Raw genomic sequence first — 15,328 nt, 5'->3', positions numbered from 1 at the left:
ATACATTTATTATTTTACTTTATTAATCTTAAATTATCCTTAAATTTATATGATTATATTTAGATTTTTCATAAAAAAAGAACGATTTCTCGTTCTTTTTACATCTCTTTATTTTCTTGTTGTCTTTTTAGAGCTTCAATATCAAATTCACCTTTTTCAAGACTTGTATCAATATCAATATTATTATTTTTATCTACATCCACTATATTATCTTCAGTTGTTTTGTTTTCAGCAACATTGGTTTCATAGTATACACTATCTTGATTATTTTCATTATAAACATTTGTATCGTTTGTATAATTATTATATTGATTACCATAATTAAAATTGTTATTAGAGTAACTGCCATATTGTTCGTATTTTAAGTATATTTCTTTTTCAATAAATTTCTTACATAATAAAGCAAAAGACATTTCACTCCATACAAAAAATACAAATGCACCAAAGAATAAAGCTAAAATCAGAATAATACCTACAGGCCATAACATATAAGCAATAAAACCTACTATCATATAAAATATGAAGTACAAGATAACAAGCCCAAGTCCCAAAACAAAATAAAACAATAACATTAATATATAATCTTTTATATTACTTAAACCTATTTTAAAAGCATTTGAGAATAAGTTATTTAAAAGTCGTTTATCATCTTTTGCAGCAATTGCATATCCACTTAAAGGAACAACATTTAAAAAAGAAAAGATTATTCCTAATACAATTATAAAAAGGAACATTGTAGGCATCATTGATGCAAGAACATTGTATAACATGTTATCAGATACATATGGATAAGCATACATTAATGAATAAATATCCCCTGCTAGAAATATCATAGCAAAAATAACATATAATATAACACAAAACAATACAAAAATAAGCTCAATTAATGCAGGAATCAAGCATTCTTTAAATCTTGTAAAATATGAGAAAAGATTAGTAATATTAAATTCTTTTCCATCATCTAATTCAAAAATAAGCTTAAACAAACCTATTGTAAATGCTGCAGAAACATATAAATTTATAATAGAAATTACAATACTTAAAAAAAAAGACTCGTCTGCAATGAACCCACCTATGACAGAAAATGCTAATTGAACCAAATAAACAAGGAAAAAAGAACCTACAATATACCAAAATTTTCCTTTAAGTAATTCCTTGGCTCTATCTCTTATTGTTGCACGATTTATAAAATTATTCATAAGATCTCCCCTTTAATAAATAAAATTATTTAAAAAATAAAACCCAAACTGCTAGAGCTGCAACAATCAAACCTTCAACTATAACCATTGCTTTTTTCGCGTTCATATATATCCTCCCAAACAAAAAATAATTTGATATAATTATAACACAAAACTATCTAATTACAAGTTATATACTGCTTTCAAAATCCTTAGCATTTACTATCTTTTCATACTTAATCATCTGTCCATATTTCACAAAAGCTCCGGGTTGAGACTTATATAAATCTAAAAGATCCATCTTTTCCTCAACCTGTTCTTGAGTTAAAGGAGAAAGATAATTATCTACTTTAAAAAGCTCTCCTTTATCATAATATTTTGTAAAGTAAAATAATGTATCTTTATTTATATATTTATTGTATAGTTCAGTAGTAATATTATTAACGTATATATGATGAATATGACCATATTCACCTTCAGGATTATGCGTTACAATCTTATTCCAATTTTTGTATAACATAACAGATTCAATATCCTTTGTTATATAATCCATCATACCGGCTTCTTTCCAATCAACTCTTCTAAATTTATATGCGTCAGGATAAGAAAGTACTATACATTTATCATTTGTTTTTTTCATTACATCATTTAGTTCATTATATCTGATATTCCCTGTTTCTTTACCATTTGTAATGCATAATACCAAATAATCTTCATTAATAAGTTCCATTGCTGACCACAAAGCTTCATCGTCAGGATGAGCTATTATCATTAAATTTTCTACATTTGATAAATCCATTTTATCCAAATCATCTTTTTTTAAAAAAGGTGATTTTATATGTGCATCATAATTATTATGTAAAACCAATTTTTCATAATCAAGTCCGGCAAACAAAGATTTAACGGAGTATCGTATTGTCGGATTATATTTTATATTACCGCCAAGCAAAAGAACAAAAACAAACATCATGAAAATATAAAATAGAATTAAAAATAATATTCTTCTCTTTTTTTCCCTCTCCATATTAACAATCTCCAAATGGTACGCCTGAGAGGAGTCGAACCCCCACTAAGCGGGCCGAAGCCGCTTGCTCTATCCATTAAGCTACAGGCGCACGATAATATAATTTATAATTCTATCATTTATGACTTTCTTCATCAATATTATACACAATTATTAATAAAAATTTAACATTTAAAAAAATATATATTTTTTATAAATTTATTGTATAAATATATTGAAAAAATACAAATAAAACATTAAAATGCTATTTAGAAATATAAAGTTTTATAAAAAAAATTTGTTATTAATTCTAATGCATGACAAATGTAACAGTATCGAACTTTTTTAAAAAAACATAATTTTATTGTTTAAATTATTTATATTTATGTTATAATAGTGTTGTGCAAAAGTAACGTGAAAGGATAATTATGATTACTATACTTGTTATATGTGGAAGTGGTGTCGCAACATCAACTTTAGCAGCAGAAAAGCTTAAATCAATTTGCAAAGAAGAAAATATTGATATTGAAACTTATCAATGTAAAGTCAGCGATGCCAAAGCAAGAGCAAAAATGATTGATCCAGATATAATCGTTACAACCGCTGAATTAAACCAAGAATTTAATATACCTGTCATAAACGGAAAATCATTAATTACAGAAAATGGGATCTCAGAATTTAAAAAAGAATTGTTTTCCGTTATTGTCAAGCTGTTAAGTTCAAATTCAAATTAAGTACAAAACGGAATAACCGTTTGTAATAAAAGTTGCTTTAAATAAATCTTTTTAAAAGTACATATTTTGGTAAATAATAGGATTTTATTATTTATTTAATTAATGGAGGATTTTATTATATGAAAACTATTTTAGTTGCATGTGGAACAGGTATTGCTACATCTACAGTAGCTGCAAAAAAATGTGAAGGAATTTGTAAAGAAGCTGGTATTCAAGTAAAAACAGTTCAATGTAAAGCTGCTGAAGCTGCTTCAAAAGTAAAAGTTATTAAACCAGACGTAATCGTTGGTACAACAGATATTCCTGGAGATATCGGTGATACAGTTCTTTTAAACGGTAGATGCCTACTTACAGGTGTTGGTTTAAATCAATTCAAAGAAGATTTAATTAACGCTGTTAAATAATTAATTTAATTACAATTTATTTTTAAGTATTTATTGTTAAAAGATTTATCTTAAAGAACGAAACACAATTCTATTAGACCGAATGAAATAGTACTTTACATAAAGAACAGATTTTTATCTGTTCTTTTTTGTTTAAAGAGAATTACCATTTAGGATTTTTTACAAAAGATAATTATGTTTATTGACACTTTCATTTATAATGTGATATCATATAATAAAGATTATATTGTTTTAATAGAATTTAAAACAAAAATAAATGCAAATAAAAAAGGAGAATTAAAATGTTAACAAACAAAGTTGCAATAGTGACAGGCGCTGGAACAGGCATTGGAAAAGAAGTTGCAAAATTATTTGGCAAAAACCATGCATCTGTTGTAATAAATTACAGATCAAGCGAAAAAGAAGCCAATGAAGTAAAAAAAGAAATTGAACAAATGGGTTCAAAAGCAATAACTGTAAAAGCAGATATTTCTAATTACGATGATTGCAAAAAAATCATAAAAGAATCTCTTGATGCTTTTGGACATATTGACGTTTTAGTTAATAACTCAGGAATGGGACTTTCAAAAGGTAATATCCTTGATATAACTGATGAAGAATATCATAAAGTAATGAAAACCAATATAGATGGTACATATTATATGACAACACTTACTTTAAAACAAATGGAAGAACAAGGAACAGGAGGAAGTATTGTTAGCATATCATCCTCTGCGGTTGCTCAGCCAAGCAGCGGAAACGGTCCATATGCAATGAGTAAAGCTGCGGTAGAACTGTTAATGCGTTCAATTGCACAAAATCATGGAGTAAACGGCATAAGATGTAATATAGTTGCTCCAGGACCTACAGAAACAAACATGGTAAAAGAATTCTTTGATGAAGAAAAAAGAAATAGAGTAACAAAAGAAATACCACTAAGACGTTTTGGGGATCCTAAAGAAACAGCTCAAGCTGTACTATTTTTCGCAAGTGATATGTCAAGTTATGTAACAGGTCAAAAAATCCACGTAGATGGTGGAAGAACAATAAGATAAAATTATAAAATTATGGAGAAGAATAAAATGGAAGAAAAACTTTTAGGAAAAGTCGCTTTAATTACAGGAGCAGCAAGAGGCATAGGAAGAGAATATGCTCTTAGACTTGCCAGACTTGGTGCAGATGTTGTTATTACAGATTTAGATGTAAAGGCTACAAAATTTAAAGAAAAAGATGTACTTGCACCAACAGTGAAAGAAGAAATTGAAGTTCTCGGAAGAAAATCAATGGCTTTTGAAGGTGATGCAACCGATGATAAATTTGGTAAAATGGTTGTAGACGAAGTAATAAAAAAATTTGGACATATTGATATTTTAATTAATAATGTTGGTGGAACAGGAGGAGCTGGTCCTGCCCTTGCTACTGAAATGGACACTGATAAATTTGTTCATGCTCTACATATAAATTTACTTTCAACATTTATTTTCTGCAAATATGTTGGAAAACAAATGAAAAAACAAAAAAGTGGTAAAATAATTAATATTTCTTCCGTTGGAGGCTCTGTACCTCTATTCATTACGCAAGCACATTACTCTGCAGGTAAAGCAGGCGTTGACGCATTAACAAGAACATTTGCATTAGAACTTGCTCCATATGGAGTAAATGTAAATGCAGTTGCTCCAGGATATATCCACACAGTAAAATGGGATGCTCATTTTGAAGAACAATTTAGTGAACTTACAGAAAAAGTTCCTATGGGAAGACTTGGAAATACAGAAGACTGTGCAAAAGTTATTGAATTTTTAGCAACTGATTTGTCAGATTATCTTACAGGACAAACAATTTATATTGACGGTGGATTAAAGACACTAAATCCTTCTTCTTCAAAACTTAACTTATACTAATTTACATAAGAATACTTGCATTCATTTGTAATATAAATTATAATATTGTAAGTAACAAGAAAAGGAGAATGAGCATGAAAATTATTATTGCAGCAAGTATGAAAGATGCTAAATTTGCTAAATTTGAAGATTTAATTCACACTAACTGTGGAAAAGACGTTGAAGTTGTAAAATGTAATGTTATTACAGATAAGATTGAAGACTTAATGGCTTCAGAAGCTCCTGATGCTATCGTTAAAGTTGGTGTAAAAGTTCCTGATACAGATATTCCTGTAATCGATGGTTTAGCACTAAACTATCCTCAAATGGGTGCAAAAAAACTTTATGATGCAATTAACAAATTAAAATAATTAAAAAAAGAGAAGTTTTACTTCTCTTTTTTTATTACCCTAAAATATATAAAATATGTTCAAAAAAAGCGGTATTTTATACCGCTTTTTATTTTAATAATTTGGAACTCCATAACCCATAATGCTCCAAGAACCTATAGAATAGCCTCTTCTTGCACACATATTAGACGTATTACCTTCAATTGTATGTACAGTTCCTCCACTTACATATTCAACTATACCTACATGATTTCCTACTCCATTACCATCCCAATCAAAGAATATAATATCACCTGGAGATGGTTTATAACTTCTGCCTTTCCATCTTCCTCTTGCCTTAAACCAATTAGCTCCATTATCAACATATGAGAATTTTGGAATTACGCCGGCTTTAATATAACCTGCCTCATTTGCACACCATGAAACAAAGCATGCACACCATGAAACTCTATAATTAAATCCATACCAACTCCAGAATTTTTCTCCATTGTAATTTCCTATTTGAGCTTTTGCAGCATTTACAACAGCTGTACGGCCTCTACCGTAATATGCATTACCATTTGAGTAATTACCATTTTTTATATTTTCTTCATAAAGTTTATCATTTAACTCAATAGCTTCTTTTTCTAGTATATCAAGTTGTTCTTCAATAGCTTCGATACTTTCATTTGCGTCAGTTAACTGATACTTTTTAGCTTCAGTCAAAACATTAAGATCTTCTTTATCTGCTTCTAATCCTGCAATTATAGTATCAAGTTCTTTTTTATCATCTTCTATTTTTTTTGTCTGCGTTGCAATCTCTGCTTCAGCTTGTTGTAAATTATTTATTATACTTTGATCATATGTAACTAACTCTTTATAATTAGATATATTGCTTATTAAATCTGATAATCCAGAAGAAGAAAAGATTACATCTAAATATCCGCTACTTCCATACATATACATAACTTCCATTCTTTCAGCAAATATTTCTTCATATTTTTCTTTCTTCTCTTTTGCTTCATCTAATTTCTTTTGAGCTTCTTCAAGTTGCTTTTCAACTTTATCTCTCTTAGACTCCTGAGTTTTTATTTTTTTGTTTAATTCAGAAATCTTACTTTCATAATCATCTATTTCGCTTTGAAGTTGATCAGCTTCACTTGATGCATCTTTTAAATCAGATTCTTTATTTTCTATTTGTTGTTTTTTCTCTTCTAACTGCTGCTCAGTAGATTTTTTTGCACTAACAGTGGCAAATGGAAAATCCAAAAAAGCAGTAACACAAAAAAGCAGTAAAATAATCGCAATAATTTTTTTCTTCATAGTTTCTCCAAAGTTTACTTATAGTTTTAGTCATTATAATGTTATAATATTTTTCATATTTTGTCAAATATTTACTATATTTTTCATATTTCTTTAAATTATTTTATAATTTATTTACTTCTATAAATAACAACTTTTAATAAAAAAAACACCTCAAGGGTGTTTAATGTCGAATGGCGCGCCCTGGAAGATTCGAACCCCCGGCCTTTTGATCCGTAGTCAAACGCTCTATCCAGCTGAGCTAAGGGCGCATATATTATATAAAAATGAAAAAACAATACATATGTATTACTTACCTATTATACCATAAGTTTTATTTTTTGCAATAATATTTTAATAATAAAAAAGGGTTCTCAATTGAGAACCCTTTGGGTGTGACCAGATTAAATTATTTTACTAAAATTTAATTAATATTTAAATTAAACTAATAATGCTTTAGCAATCATGAATGGGAACCAAGTAATCCATTGAGCACCTAAAGCGATGTTTGAAAGTTGTGTTGCACCTTCAGGAATTGTTAAGTTTGCAGCACCTGCTAAAGATGTCATAACGTCTGCAGCATATGTAGAGAACCATAAGTAAATAGCACACATAATGATTACTTCGATTAAACCTCTGAATAAGTTACCTTTGTTTGGTAATACAGCACAGATTACGTAGAATGGTAAAGCAGCTAAGTCAGCTAATGGTAGTAAAGAGTTGTATGGAAGAACAACAGCTTCTACTAAGATAATAGGAATAGCTAATAGACCTAAAGAAATTACGAATGGATGTCCTGTTGCTACAGCAGCATCAAGACCAATGTAAAGTTCTCTACCAGGGAATTTCTTTTCAAGGAAAGTTTGAGTCATTTCAGAGATTGGCATTAAACCTTCCATAAGTAATGCAACCATTCTAGGGATAAGTACTAATACAGCAGCGATGTTCATACCAACGATAAGAATTTGTTGGATAGCTGCACCTACATTAACTTGTGGAGCTGTAAATTGAGCTAAAGCTGATAAGAATCCACCGATAATGAATCCCATCATCATAGGTTCACCTAATAAACCAAGTTTTTCAGCGATACCTTCACTTGTCCAGCTAATGTCTTTGATTCCAGGGATCATACCTAATAATTTATCTAATGGGTATGTAATAATACAGTTACACATAGATTGGATATGAGGTAATGAAATACCTTCAAGACCAAAGATTTCAGCACAGTCAGCTTGTGTCCAGTCAGCAACGATAAAGATAATACCCATCATTAATACTGCTTGACCGATAGCGAAAGCCCAAGAAAGAGCAGAGTTACCACAGATTAATAGGATAGCTGAAGCTGTAAATAATACATGCCAGTAGTTCCAGATATCAACGTCCATTGTTTTTGTCCAGCCTAACATAATCATAACGATGTTTGTTAAGATTACAGCTAAGAATACGAATGGAACAGCTTCTGTTGACCAAGCGATAGCTGAACCAGCAGCCCAACCAACGTCAACAGCTGTTAATTTGAAGTTTAAGTTTTCAACTAATGCGTTAGCAACTGGTGTAACTGTGCTAGACATAATACCGATAACAGCATTAAGTCCGATGAAACCAACACCGAAAGTCATACCAGCTCTTAAAGCTTCACCAAATTTAGCGCCCATTACAAGACCTAAAATTGTAAAGATAATAGGCATCATTACTGATGCACCCATGTCAATTATATAACTAAATATATTTGTTACGACTTGCATTGTTTTTCTCCTTTAAAATTAAAATTGTTTGTTTTCTATGTTAAATATTCCCGCCTACGTAAATGTTCTTATAATACCTAATGAATTTAACTTTTTAATGTTTCCAATAATTCATCAATACAATCTTGTAACTTAATACCTGTTAAAAAAGCCCTTCCGTTAATTTTTTTGCAAGGGAATGTTCCAGGTAAATCACAAGTTCCTATTACCAAATCAGGTAATATTTCATTTGCTTTAGAAGCAGCATCGGCAGCTTTACACTGAACCGTTTTTACTTCAATATTATTTTGTTCGCAAAGTCTTTTTACTTTTTTTGCAACGACTGTAGAAGTAGCAATTGCTGTTCCACAAGCCACCAAAATTGTTTTCATATCTAATCACCCCCGATTAAATCTGTAAGCGAAAAATATTCTAACCTAATTAATCATTTAATATTAAATTGTCAAGCATCTCGATAATCTATCGAAAGGTTTTCATCATTGTTACAATAAAACAACAATGAAACTTTGTTACAATAATAGTATAATACTTTAACTTTAATTTGTCAATAAAATATAAAAGTAAAACAACAAATTAAATTACATTAATATATATTACTTTAAATTAATAATATTACTATTTACATAAAAATAGGGAGAAAAATCTCCCTATTTTATATAAAGCAATAAAAACATCAATAAAATAGCAACTACACTTACATAAAATGAAAATCGTGCCATAGATAGAGCCTGATCAACCTTTTTTTCTAACATGGCTATTCTTCTTTCCATTAAATCATAAATATCCAATGTTTGATTTTTAGCTTTTTCAGCTTCTTCTTCTTTTAAAAGGTCTATGGGATTAATACCAACGTTACCACCTATTAAAGGAGCAAAAGCTCTTTTTCTTAAACTTTTCTTATAGCTGGCAAGTATTTTTCTTCTATCTTCCCCACTCGTCGCATCTAAATGAAACTCTTTATCTTCGTCTTTATTCTCTTCGTTCAAATGATCTTTTTCTTTAATATCTATATCTTTATTTGTATCCATATTATACACTTAAGCTTCTTCCGCCGTCAGCAATAATAACTTCACCATGGATGAATGAAGGTGTATTTAAGAAGTAAACTATATCAGCAACTTCTGTAACATCCATAAATCTTCCTAGAGGAACTGAATCTTTTCTCTTTTGTAAAGCTTCTGGATCATCTTTGAATCTTTCAGCCATAAGTGGTGTCATAATTAATGTTGGAGCAACTGCATTGATTCTTAAACCTGTATCACCAAAGAATCTTGCAAAACTTCTTGTCATAGAAACTACAGCACCTTTACTTGCAGCGTATACAACGCTTCCGCCACCACCAGTAAATGCAGCTGTTGAAGCAACGTTAACTACTGAAGGAACTTGATCTTGTTCTTTAGCTTTAAGTAATAAGTCAAGTAAAGAAACAATCATATGGAAAGGACCATTTACGTTAATTCCCATTGTTCTTTGGAATAAAACTGGGTCTAAGCTGATTTCTTTTGGATCTCCACTAGGACCGATTGCAGCATTGTTAACTAATGTTGTTAAATAACCGTATTCTTTTTCAACTAATTCAGCAACTTTTTTGCAATCATCTAAATTAGAGATATCGCATTTTATAGCATAAACTGTAGCGCCTTTTTCTTGTAATTCTTTTTGAGTTTCAAGCATACCAGCTTCATCATAGTCTACGATAATAACTTCGTAACCTTCTTTAATAAATTTTTCACAAATAGCTTTACCAATACCTTTGGCTCCGCCTGTAATAACTACATTTTTCTTAGCCATTATTATTTCACTCTCCTAAACATTGTATTTTGTTGTCATTATTATATAACATATGAACATTAATGTCAATTACTATTGTAATTTTTATATTTATCTAATGACAATTGTAACAATTTAAACTTTTTTCATTATTTTGACCACATATAAAAAAAAGGTGCTTAAAGCACCTTTTTTTAACTATTTCATTTCTGGGTCAAATAAAACTTTGAAACCTGTTACGTTAGCAGCTTTGTTGAAAGCTTCTTCCCAATCTTCAAGTTTCATAACGTCAGATACTAAAGGTTTAATATTGATTTTGCCTGCAGCAACTAAATCAATAGCTCTTCTCCAAGCTGTTGGTTTTTGAGAAAGTGTACCTTGGATTCTGATTTCTTTTTCTTGAATTCTACCTAAGTCTAAGTAGTCTGGAGATGGACCATGGAATACGCCCATTTGAGAAATTGTACCAGTTTTCTTAACGATGTCAAGACATGTATTTAATGATGGATAAGCACCTGAAGCTTCAACAACAACATCAGCACCATAGCCATCTGTTAAATCCATAACAAGAGCTTTTAAGTCTTCTTCTTGTTGGTTTACACAGTAATCAATACCTAATGTTTTAGCGATTTCTAATCTGTGTTTATCTTGGTTGATACCTGTTAATACAACTGTTGAGTTGTTTGCTTTAGCAGCTAAAGCAGCAAGTGTACCGATTGGTCCAGGACCACAAACTACAACAACTTCGTCAGCATGTGTAGTAGTTGTTTCTCTAACAGCATGGATACCACAAGCTAATACTTCGATTAAAGCACCTTCTTCAAAGCTCATGTTATCTGGCATTGGGATACAGCTTGTTGAAGGAACTTCTACGTATTCAGCAAAACATCCATTCTTTTTAGAACCGATACCTAATCTTTCGATACATACGTTTGTGTTACCTACTGCACAGTTTTTACATTTACCACATACTTTATATGTAGTCATAACAACAACTCTGTCACCAACTTTAACATCAGTAACATCTTCACCTAATTTATCAACAACACCACAACCTTCATGTCCGATAATTACAGGAAGTTCACCTAATCTATCAGAACCGAATTTCCAGTAAGCTAAGTCTGTAGCACAGATACCGCCTCTTTTTACTTTAACTCTTACATATCCTCTTTTAGGTTCTGGAACAGGGAACTCTCTGAGTTCAAGTTGTCTGTCTTCATTTAGGCATAAGCCTCTCATTGTTTCACTCATTTGAATTGTACCTCTTTCTTTTATTTTACTGAGTCTTTCATTTTTTGAATAAACTCTTTATAATCAGCATCATCACCTTTAAAGATAGATGATGTTCCTGCCACTAAAACATCTGCGCCTGCTTTTACGCAGTTTGGAATTGTATTTTCATTAATATTTCCATCAACGGCTATCATTAAATCCGGATTTCTGTCATTTGCCATTTTTCTTATATTTTCAATTTTACCAAGAGTTTGTTTGATAAATTTTTGACCGGCAAATCCAGGAGAAACCGTCATTGCAAGAACAATGTCGATATCGTCGATTAAATATTCAAGTGCATCTTCATTTGTTGCAGGATTTAATGCAACACCTGCTTTTACACCCATTCTTTTAATATCTCTTAATACTCTGTGTATATGTATAGTACTTTCAGGATGAACGTGAATAAAGTCATTTTCATCTAAAATACTACATAATTTTTCAATATGTTTTTCAGGATGGAACATTGCAAGATGAACATCAAAAGGAATTTTTGTTTTCTTTTTCATATGTTCAAGCATATATATACCCATAGCTATATTTTCAACATAATGTCCGTCCATCATGTCAAAATGAATCATGTCTGCACCGGCTTTTTCAAGCTTTTCAAGTTCCCATCCAAACTTCATAGGGTTACCACACATAATTGACGCTGATACTTTTAAATCATTCATCTTATTTGTCCTCCCCTACTGCTTTATGTATTATATCTTTCATTTCTTTTGTTAAAGGTTTATATAAGTTTCTATCCCCTTTAAAAATAGCACTTGTTCCACAAACATAAACATCAGCACCTGCTTTTGCACATCCAGGGATTGTTTCAGGTCCAATATTACCGTCTACTTCAATCAACAAGTCAGGATTATATTTTTCTTTCATTGCTTTTAGATCAGCAATTTTTTTGTATTGGTTTGGAATGAATTTTTCTCCTGATCCACCAGGATTAACAGTCATAAGACAAACCAAATCAATATCTTTTATAACTTCTTTTAAAACATTTAAGTTAGTAGATGGATTTAAAACAACACCTGCTTTAGAGCCAGCTGCTTTAATAGCCATGATACTTCTGTGTAAATGTTTTACCGCTTCAGCATGAATACAAATATATTCCGCTCCTGTTTTTGCGATTCTTTCATAATATACATCAGGCTCAACAACCATTAAATGAACATCAAATACCATATCAGTATATTCTTTCATTGCTTCAAGCATATAAAGCCCCATGCCTAAGTTATTTACGAACTCGCCATCCATTACATCAAAGTGGATCATATCCACGCCTGCTTCTTTAAGTGCATCTAATTCTTCACCATATTCTAAAGCATTTCCGCACATAATTGAAGCTGCAATTTTATCCATAAATGTTATATCCTTTCATAAAATTTATGCCCTAATTTTCTTACATTATTATATTTTTTTAATATTAGGGTCAATGATAAAAACAAAATCCTAAAGAAAAGGCAATATGTCTTCCTTAGGATTATTGTCTTAAACTAAATTTATTTTGTACGATATTTTGCTTCCATTTCAGCCATTACACCAAGTCTTTCAGTAAATCTTGGTTCTTTTGAATATTCTGTTTCAATCCAAACTTTAGCTATTTCAGCCATCATTCTTGGAGCAATAACTCTAGCGCCCATAGTTAAAATATTTAGTTTTGTATCACTTTTAGCAAATTTAGCTGTAAATAATTCGTTACATACAGCAGCTCTTGCACCTGGAACTTTATTTGCAGCAACAGACATTCCAACTCCGTTACCACACATTAAAATACCACCTGTTTCGCCTGTTTTGTCGTTTACAACTTCAAGAGCAACTTTTTCTGCTATTAAAGAGAATTGAACAGGAGGTTTTGGAGCATCAGGCCCCATATCGATAACCTTGATCCCCCAAGATTCTAATTCTTTTATAAGTAATTTTCTTTCTTCGATTGCTGCATGATCAGAACCAATTGCAATAGTTTTAAATTGACCTTCCATTATTTTTCTACTCCTTCTGGGAAGAACATAATCTTACCAAATAATGTTTTTCTTTCAAAATTAGCTTTAAATACTTCTTCAATATCATCAAGTGGATATCTATGTGTAATGATAGGACTATAATCAATTAATCCTTTTTCAAGTGCCGCTACAGTAGAAGTCCAAGGTTTTCCTGGGAATCCTTGTTGAATAGCATTCCAAGAACCATATACAGTAAGTTCGCTTCTGCCGATTTTTTCAAAGTATTCTCTTGGGATATTAACATCTCCGTAAGGAATACCTAAGTATAATACTTTAGCACCTTTACATCCAAGACCAAGTACTTGAGCAGATGTGATTGGAGTTCCGCCTGATTCAATAACAACATCAGCACCTCTTCCGTTTGTCACTTCAAGTACACCGTTTCTTGCTGAATTATAATCATCTATTTTAGATAATACTACATCTGTAGCACCACATTGTTTAGCCCATTCAAGTTTTTCTTCCATAATATCAATTGCAATAATTCTTTTAGCACCGAATACTTTTGCAACTAAGATTGAAAGTAATCCGATAGGACCACAACCCATAACAGCTACATCATCTCCAGGTTGCATTTGAGTTTTATATAAACCATGATATACAACAGCTGTAGGTTCGATAACAGCAGCTTGTTCATATGTTACATTGTCAGGAATTGGAACAACGTTAACTTCTGGCATTGTAATATATTCAGCATAAGCACCATCTCTTACAGCACCTATAACTTCAAGAGTCATACATCTTGCATATTCGCCTTTTTTACAATATTCACATTCAAAGCAAGGAAGAGCAGGACAAGCAGTTACTCTATCTCCAGCTTTAAATTTAGTAACGCCTTCACCAACAGCTTCGATTTGTCCACTGAATTCATGACCAAAAGTAAAGATTCCTTTTTCTGGGAATTTTGGTCCGTGGCTACGATATCTTGATAAGTCTGAACCGCAAATACCAACAGCTTTAACTTTAATTAAAACTTCACCAGGTTTTGTTTCAGGTTTTGGAACATCTTCTAATCTTAAGTCTTGAACTCCATATAGTCTTGCAGCTTTCATTTTATTTCATCTCCTTATTAATTAAATAACATTATTTGTCAGCAGCTTCTCTTAAAGCTTGTAAATTCTTTTCAACGTCTCCTGTAAATGCAAAAGAACCAGCAACAATTACGTTCGCACCAGCATCTACAAACTCTTTAACATTTTCAGTATTTATACCACCATCGATTTCGATGTCAATATCTCTATCTCCAATCATTTCTTTAAGTTCTCTAACTTTTTCAACCATACCCATGATGCATTTTCCACCGCCGCCACCTGGGTTAACAGTCATTAATAGAACCATATCAATATCATCTAAAACATATTTAAGTACATCAAGTGGAGTTGCAGGATTTAAAACAACACCACATTTAACACCAAAAGATTTAATAAGCATTAAACTTCTGTGTAAATGAGTTGTAGCTTCTGCATGAACAGTAATCATTTGAGCTCCTGCTTTAACAATTCTTTCAATATATCTATCTGGTTCTCTAACCATCATATGTACATCAAAGAATAAGTCTGTATTTGGTCTTAACATAGCGATTTGATCTGGACCAAATGCGATATTTGGAACATAGTTCCCATCCATTACATCAATATGTAACATTTCTACTTTACAGTCTTCAACAGCTTTAATTTGTTCGTTTAATCTACCGAAATCAGCTCCGAAAATTGAAGGTGATAATTTTACCATT

The 15,328-nt window shown here is 31.0% G+C and carries 18 protein-coding genes and 2 tRNA genes; 5 read left to right on the top strand and 15 right to left on the bottom strand.

Annotated features, from left to right (window positions below; translation table 11 throughout):
* Positions 1–98 precede the first annotated feature (98 nt).
* From ACTQYZ_RS02670 to ACTQYZ_RS02660, 3 genes are all read right to left on the bottom strand, one after another.
* Positions 99–1,199 carry a hypothetical protein gene (locus tag ACTQYZ_RS02670; RefSeq protein ID WP_441020708.1) on the bottom strand — a complete coding sequence of 367 codons (1,101 nt, stop codon included), beginning with the start codon at positions 1,197–1,199 and terminating at the stop codon, positions 99–101.
* A gap of 169 nt (positions 1,200–1,368) precedes the next feature.
* Positions 1,369–2,202: a PIG-L family deacetylase gene (locus ACTQYZ_RS02665; protein ID WP_441020709.1), complete on the bottom strand. Its 834-nt coding sequence runs from the start codon at positions 2,200–2,202 to the stop codon at positions 1,369–1,371.
* Positions 2,203–2,218: 16 nt separating this feature from the next.
* A tRNA-Arg gene (locus tag ACTQYZ_RS02660) sits at positions 2,219–2,293 on the bottom strand.
* A gap of 316 nt (positions 2,294–2,609) precedes the next feature.
* Between ACTQYZ_RS02660 and ACTQYZ_RS02655 the strand changes: the two genes are divergently transcribed.
* From ACTQYZ_RS02655 to ACTQYZ_RS02635, 5 genes are all read left to right on the top strand, one after another.
* Positions 2,610–2,915: a PTS sugar transporter subunit IIB gene (locus ACTQYZ_RS02655; RefSeq protein ID WP_138268896.1), complete on the top strand. Its 306-nt coding sequence runs from the start codon at positions 2,610–2,612 to the stop codon at positions 2,913–2,915.
* A gap of 119 nt (positions 2,916–3,034) precedes the next feature.
* A complete protein-coding gene (locus tag ACTQYZ_RS02650) occupies positions 3,035–3,319 on the top strand; it encodes a PTS sugar transporter subunit IIB (protein ID WP_329382915.1) in 285 nt (94 codons plus the stop codon).
* A gap of 281 nt (positions 3,320–3,600) precedes the next feature.
* A complete protein-coding gene (locus tag ACTQYZ_RS02645; RefSeq protein ID WP_441415966.1) occupies positions 3,601–4,353 on the top strand; it encodes an SDR family NAD(P)-dependent oxidoreductase in 753 nt (250 codons plus the stop codon).
* A gap of 12 nt (positions 4,354–4,365) precedes the next feature.
* Positions 4,366–5,199: an SDR family NAD(P)-dependent oxidoreductase gene (locus ACTQYZ_RS02640; protein ID WP_441020711.1), complete on the top strand. Its 834-nt coding sequence runs from the start codon at positions 4,366–4,368 to the stop codon at positions 5,197–5,199.
* A 74-nt stretch (positions 5,200–5,273) separates the two neighbouring features.
* The gene (locus ACTQYZ_RS02635; RefSeq protein ID WP_441020712.1) at positions 5,274–5,549 is read left to right on the top strand and encodes a hypothetical protein; all 276 of its coding nucleotides are present in this window, start codon (positions 5,274–5,276) and stop codon (positions 5,547–5,549) included.
* Positions 5,550–5,642: 93 nt separating this feature from the next.
* On the opposite strand, the gene ACTQYZ_RS02630 is transcribed toward ACTQYZ_RS02635, so the two are convergent.
* From ACTQYZ_RS02630 to rpe (ACTQYZ_RS02575), 12 genes are all read right to left on the bottom strand, one after another.
* On the bottom strand, positions 5,643–6,830 hold the full coding sequence (locus tag ACTQYZ_RS02630; RefSeq protein WP_441415965.1) for a CHAP domain-containing protein: 1,188 nt from the start codon (positions 6,828–6,830) through the stop codon (positions 5,643–5,645).
* Between the two features lie 174 nt (positions 6,831–7,004).
* Positions 7,005–7,081, bottom strand: a tRNA-Arg gene (locus ACTQYZ_RS02625).
* A gap of 168 nt (positions 7,082–7,249) precedes the next feature.
* Positions 7,250–8,554, bottom strand: a complete 1,305-nt coding sequence (locus ACTQYZ_RS02620; protein ID WP_441020714.1) for a PTS galactitol transporter subunit IIC — start codon at positions 8,552–8,554, stop codon at positions 7,250–7,252.
* Positions 8,555–8,640: 86 nt separating this feature from the next.
* The gene (locus tag ACTQYZ_RS02615; protein ID WP_441415964.1) at positions 8,641–8,925 is read right to left on the bottom strand and encodes a PTS sugar transporter subunit IIB; all 285 of its coding nucleotides are present in this window, start codon (positions 8,923–8,925) and stop codon (positions 8,641–8,643) included.
* Positions 8,926–9,201: 276 nt separating this feature from the next.
* Complete coding sequence (locus ACTQYZ_RS02610) at positions 9,202–9,582, bottom strand: hypothetical protein (RefSeq protein ID WP_441415963.1); 381 nt, start codon at positions 9,580–9,582, stop codon at positions 9,202–9,204.
* 1 nt (position 9,583) lies between these two features.
* Positions 9,584–10,345 (bottom strand): SDR family NAD(P)-dependent oxidoreductase, encoded by a 762-nt coding sequence (locus ACTQYZ_RS02605; protein ID WP_441020717.1) that lies wholly within the window; start codon positions 10,343–10,345, stop codon positions 9,584–9,586.
* 177 nt (positions 10,346–10,522) lie between these two features.
* The gene (locus ACTQYZ_RS02600; protein ID WP_441020718.1) at positions 10,523–11,575 is read right to left on the bottom strand and encodes a zinc-dependent alcohol dehydrogenase; all 1,053 of its coding nucleotides are present in this window, start codon (positions 11,573–11,575) and stop codon (positions 10,523–10,525) included.
* A 20-nt stretch (positions 11,576–11,595) separates the two neighbouring features.
* Positions 11,596–12,270, bottom strand: a complete 675-nt coding sequence (rpe, locus tag ACTQYZ_RS02595; RefSeq protein WP_441020719.1) for a ribulose-phosphate 3-epimerase — start codon at positions 12,268–12,270, stop codon at positions 11,596–11,598.
* 1 nt (position 12,271) lies between these two features.
* The gene (gene rpe / locus ACTQYZ_RS02590) at positions 12,272–12,955 is read right to left on the bottom strand and encodes a ribulose-phosphate 3-epimerase (protein WP_441020720.1); all 684 of its coding nucleotides are present in this window, start codon (positions 12,953–12,955) and stop codon (positions 12,272–12,274) included.
* 140 nt (positions 12,956–13,095) lie between these two features.
* Positions 13,096–13,575, bottom strand: coding sequence for an RpiB/LacA/LacB family sugar-phosphate isomerase (locus ACTQYZ_RS02585; RefSeq protein ID WP_138268910.1), 480 nt, complete (start codon positions 13,573–13,575; stop codon positions 13,096–13,098).
* Positions 13,575–14,648, bottom strand: a complete 1,074-nt coding sequence (locus ACTQYZ_RS02580; protein ID WP_441020721.1) for a galactitol-1-phosphate 5-dehydrogenase — start codon at positions 14,646–14,648, stop codon at positions 13,575–13,577. Before ACTQYZ_RS02580 ends, ACTQYZ_RS02585 begins: the two co-directional genes overlap by 1 nt.
* Before the next feature lie 31 nt (positions 14,649–14,679).
* Positions 14,680–15,327, bottom strand: a complete 648-nt coding sequence (gene rpe / locus ACTQYZ_RS02575) for a ribulose-phosphate 3-epimerase (protein WP_441020722.1) — start codon at positions 15,325–15,327, stop codon at positions 14,680–14,682.
* Position 15,328 lies beyond the last annotated feature (1 nt).

The sequence above is a fragment of the Anaerofustis sp. LCP19S3_F7 genome, from assembly GCF_052119445.1.
Lineage (GTDB): Bacteria > Bacillota > Clostridia > Eubacteriales > Anaerofustaceae > Anaerofustis > Anaerofustis butyriciformans.
This window is presented reverse-complemented; position numbering and strand designations above follow the sequence as displayed.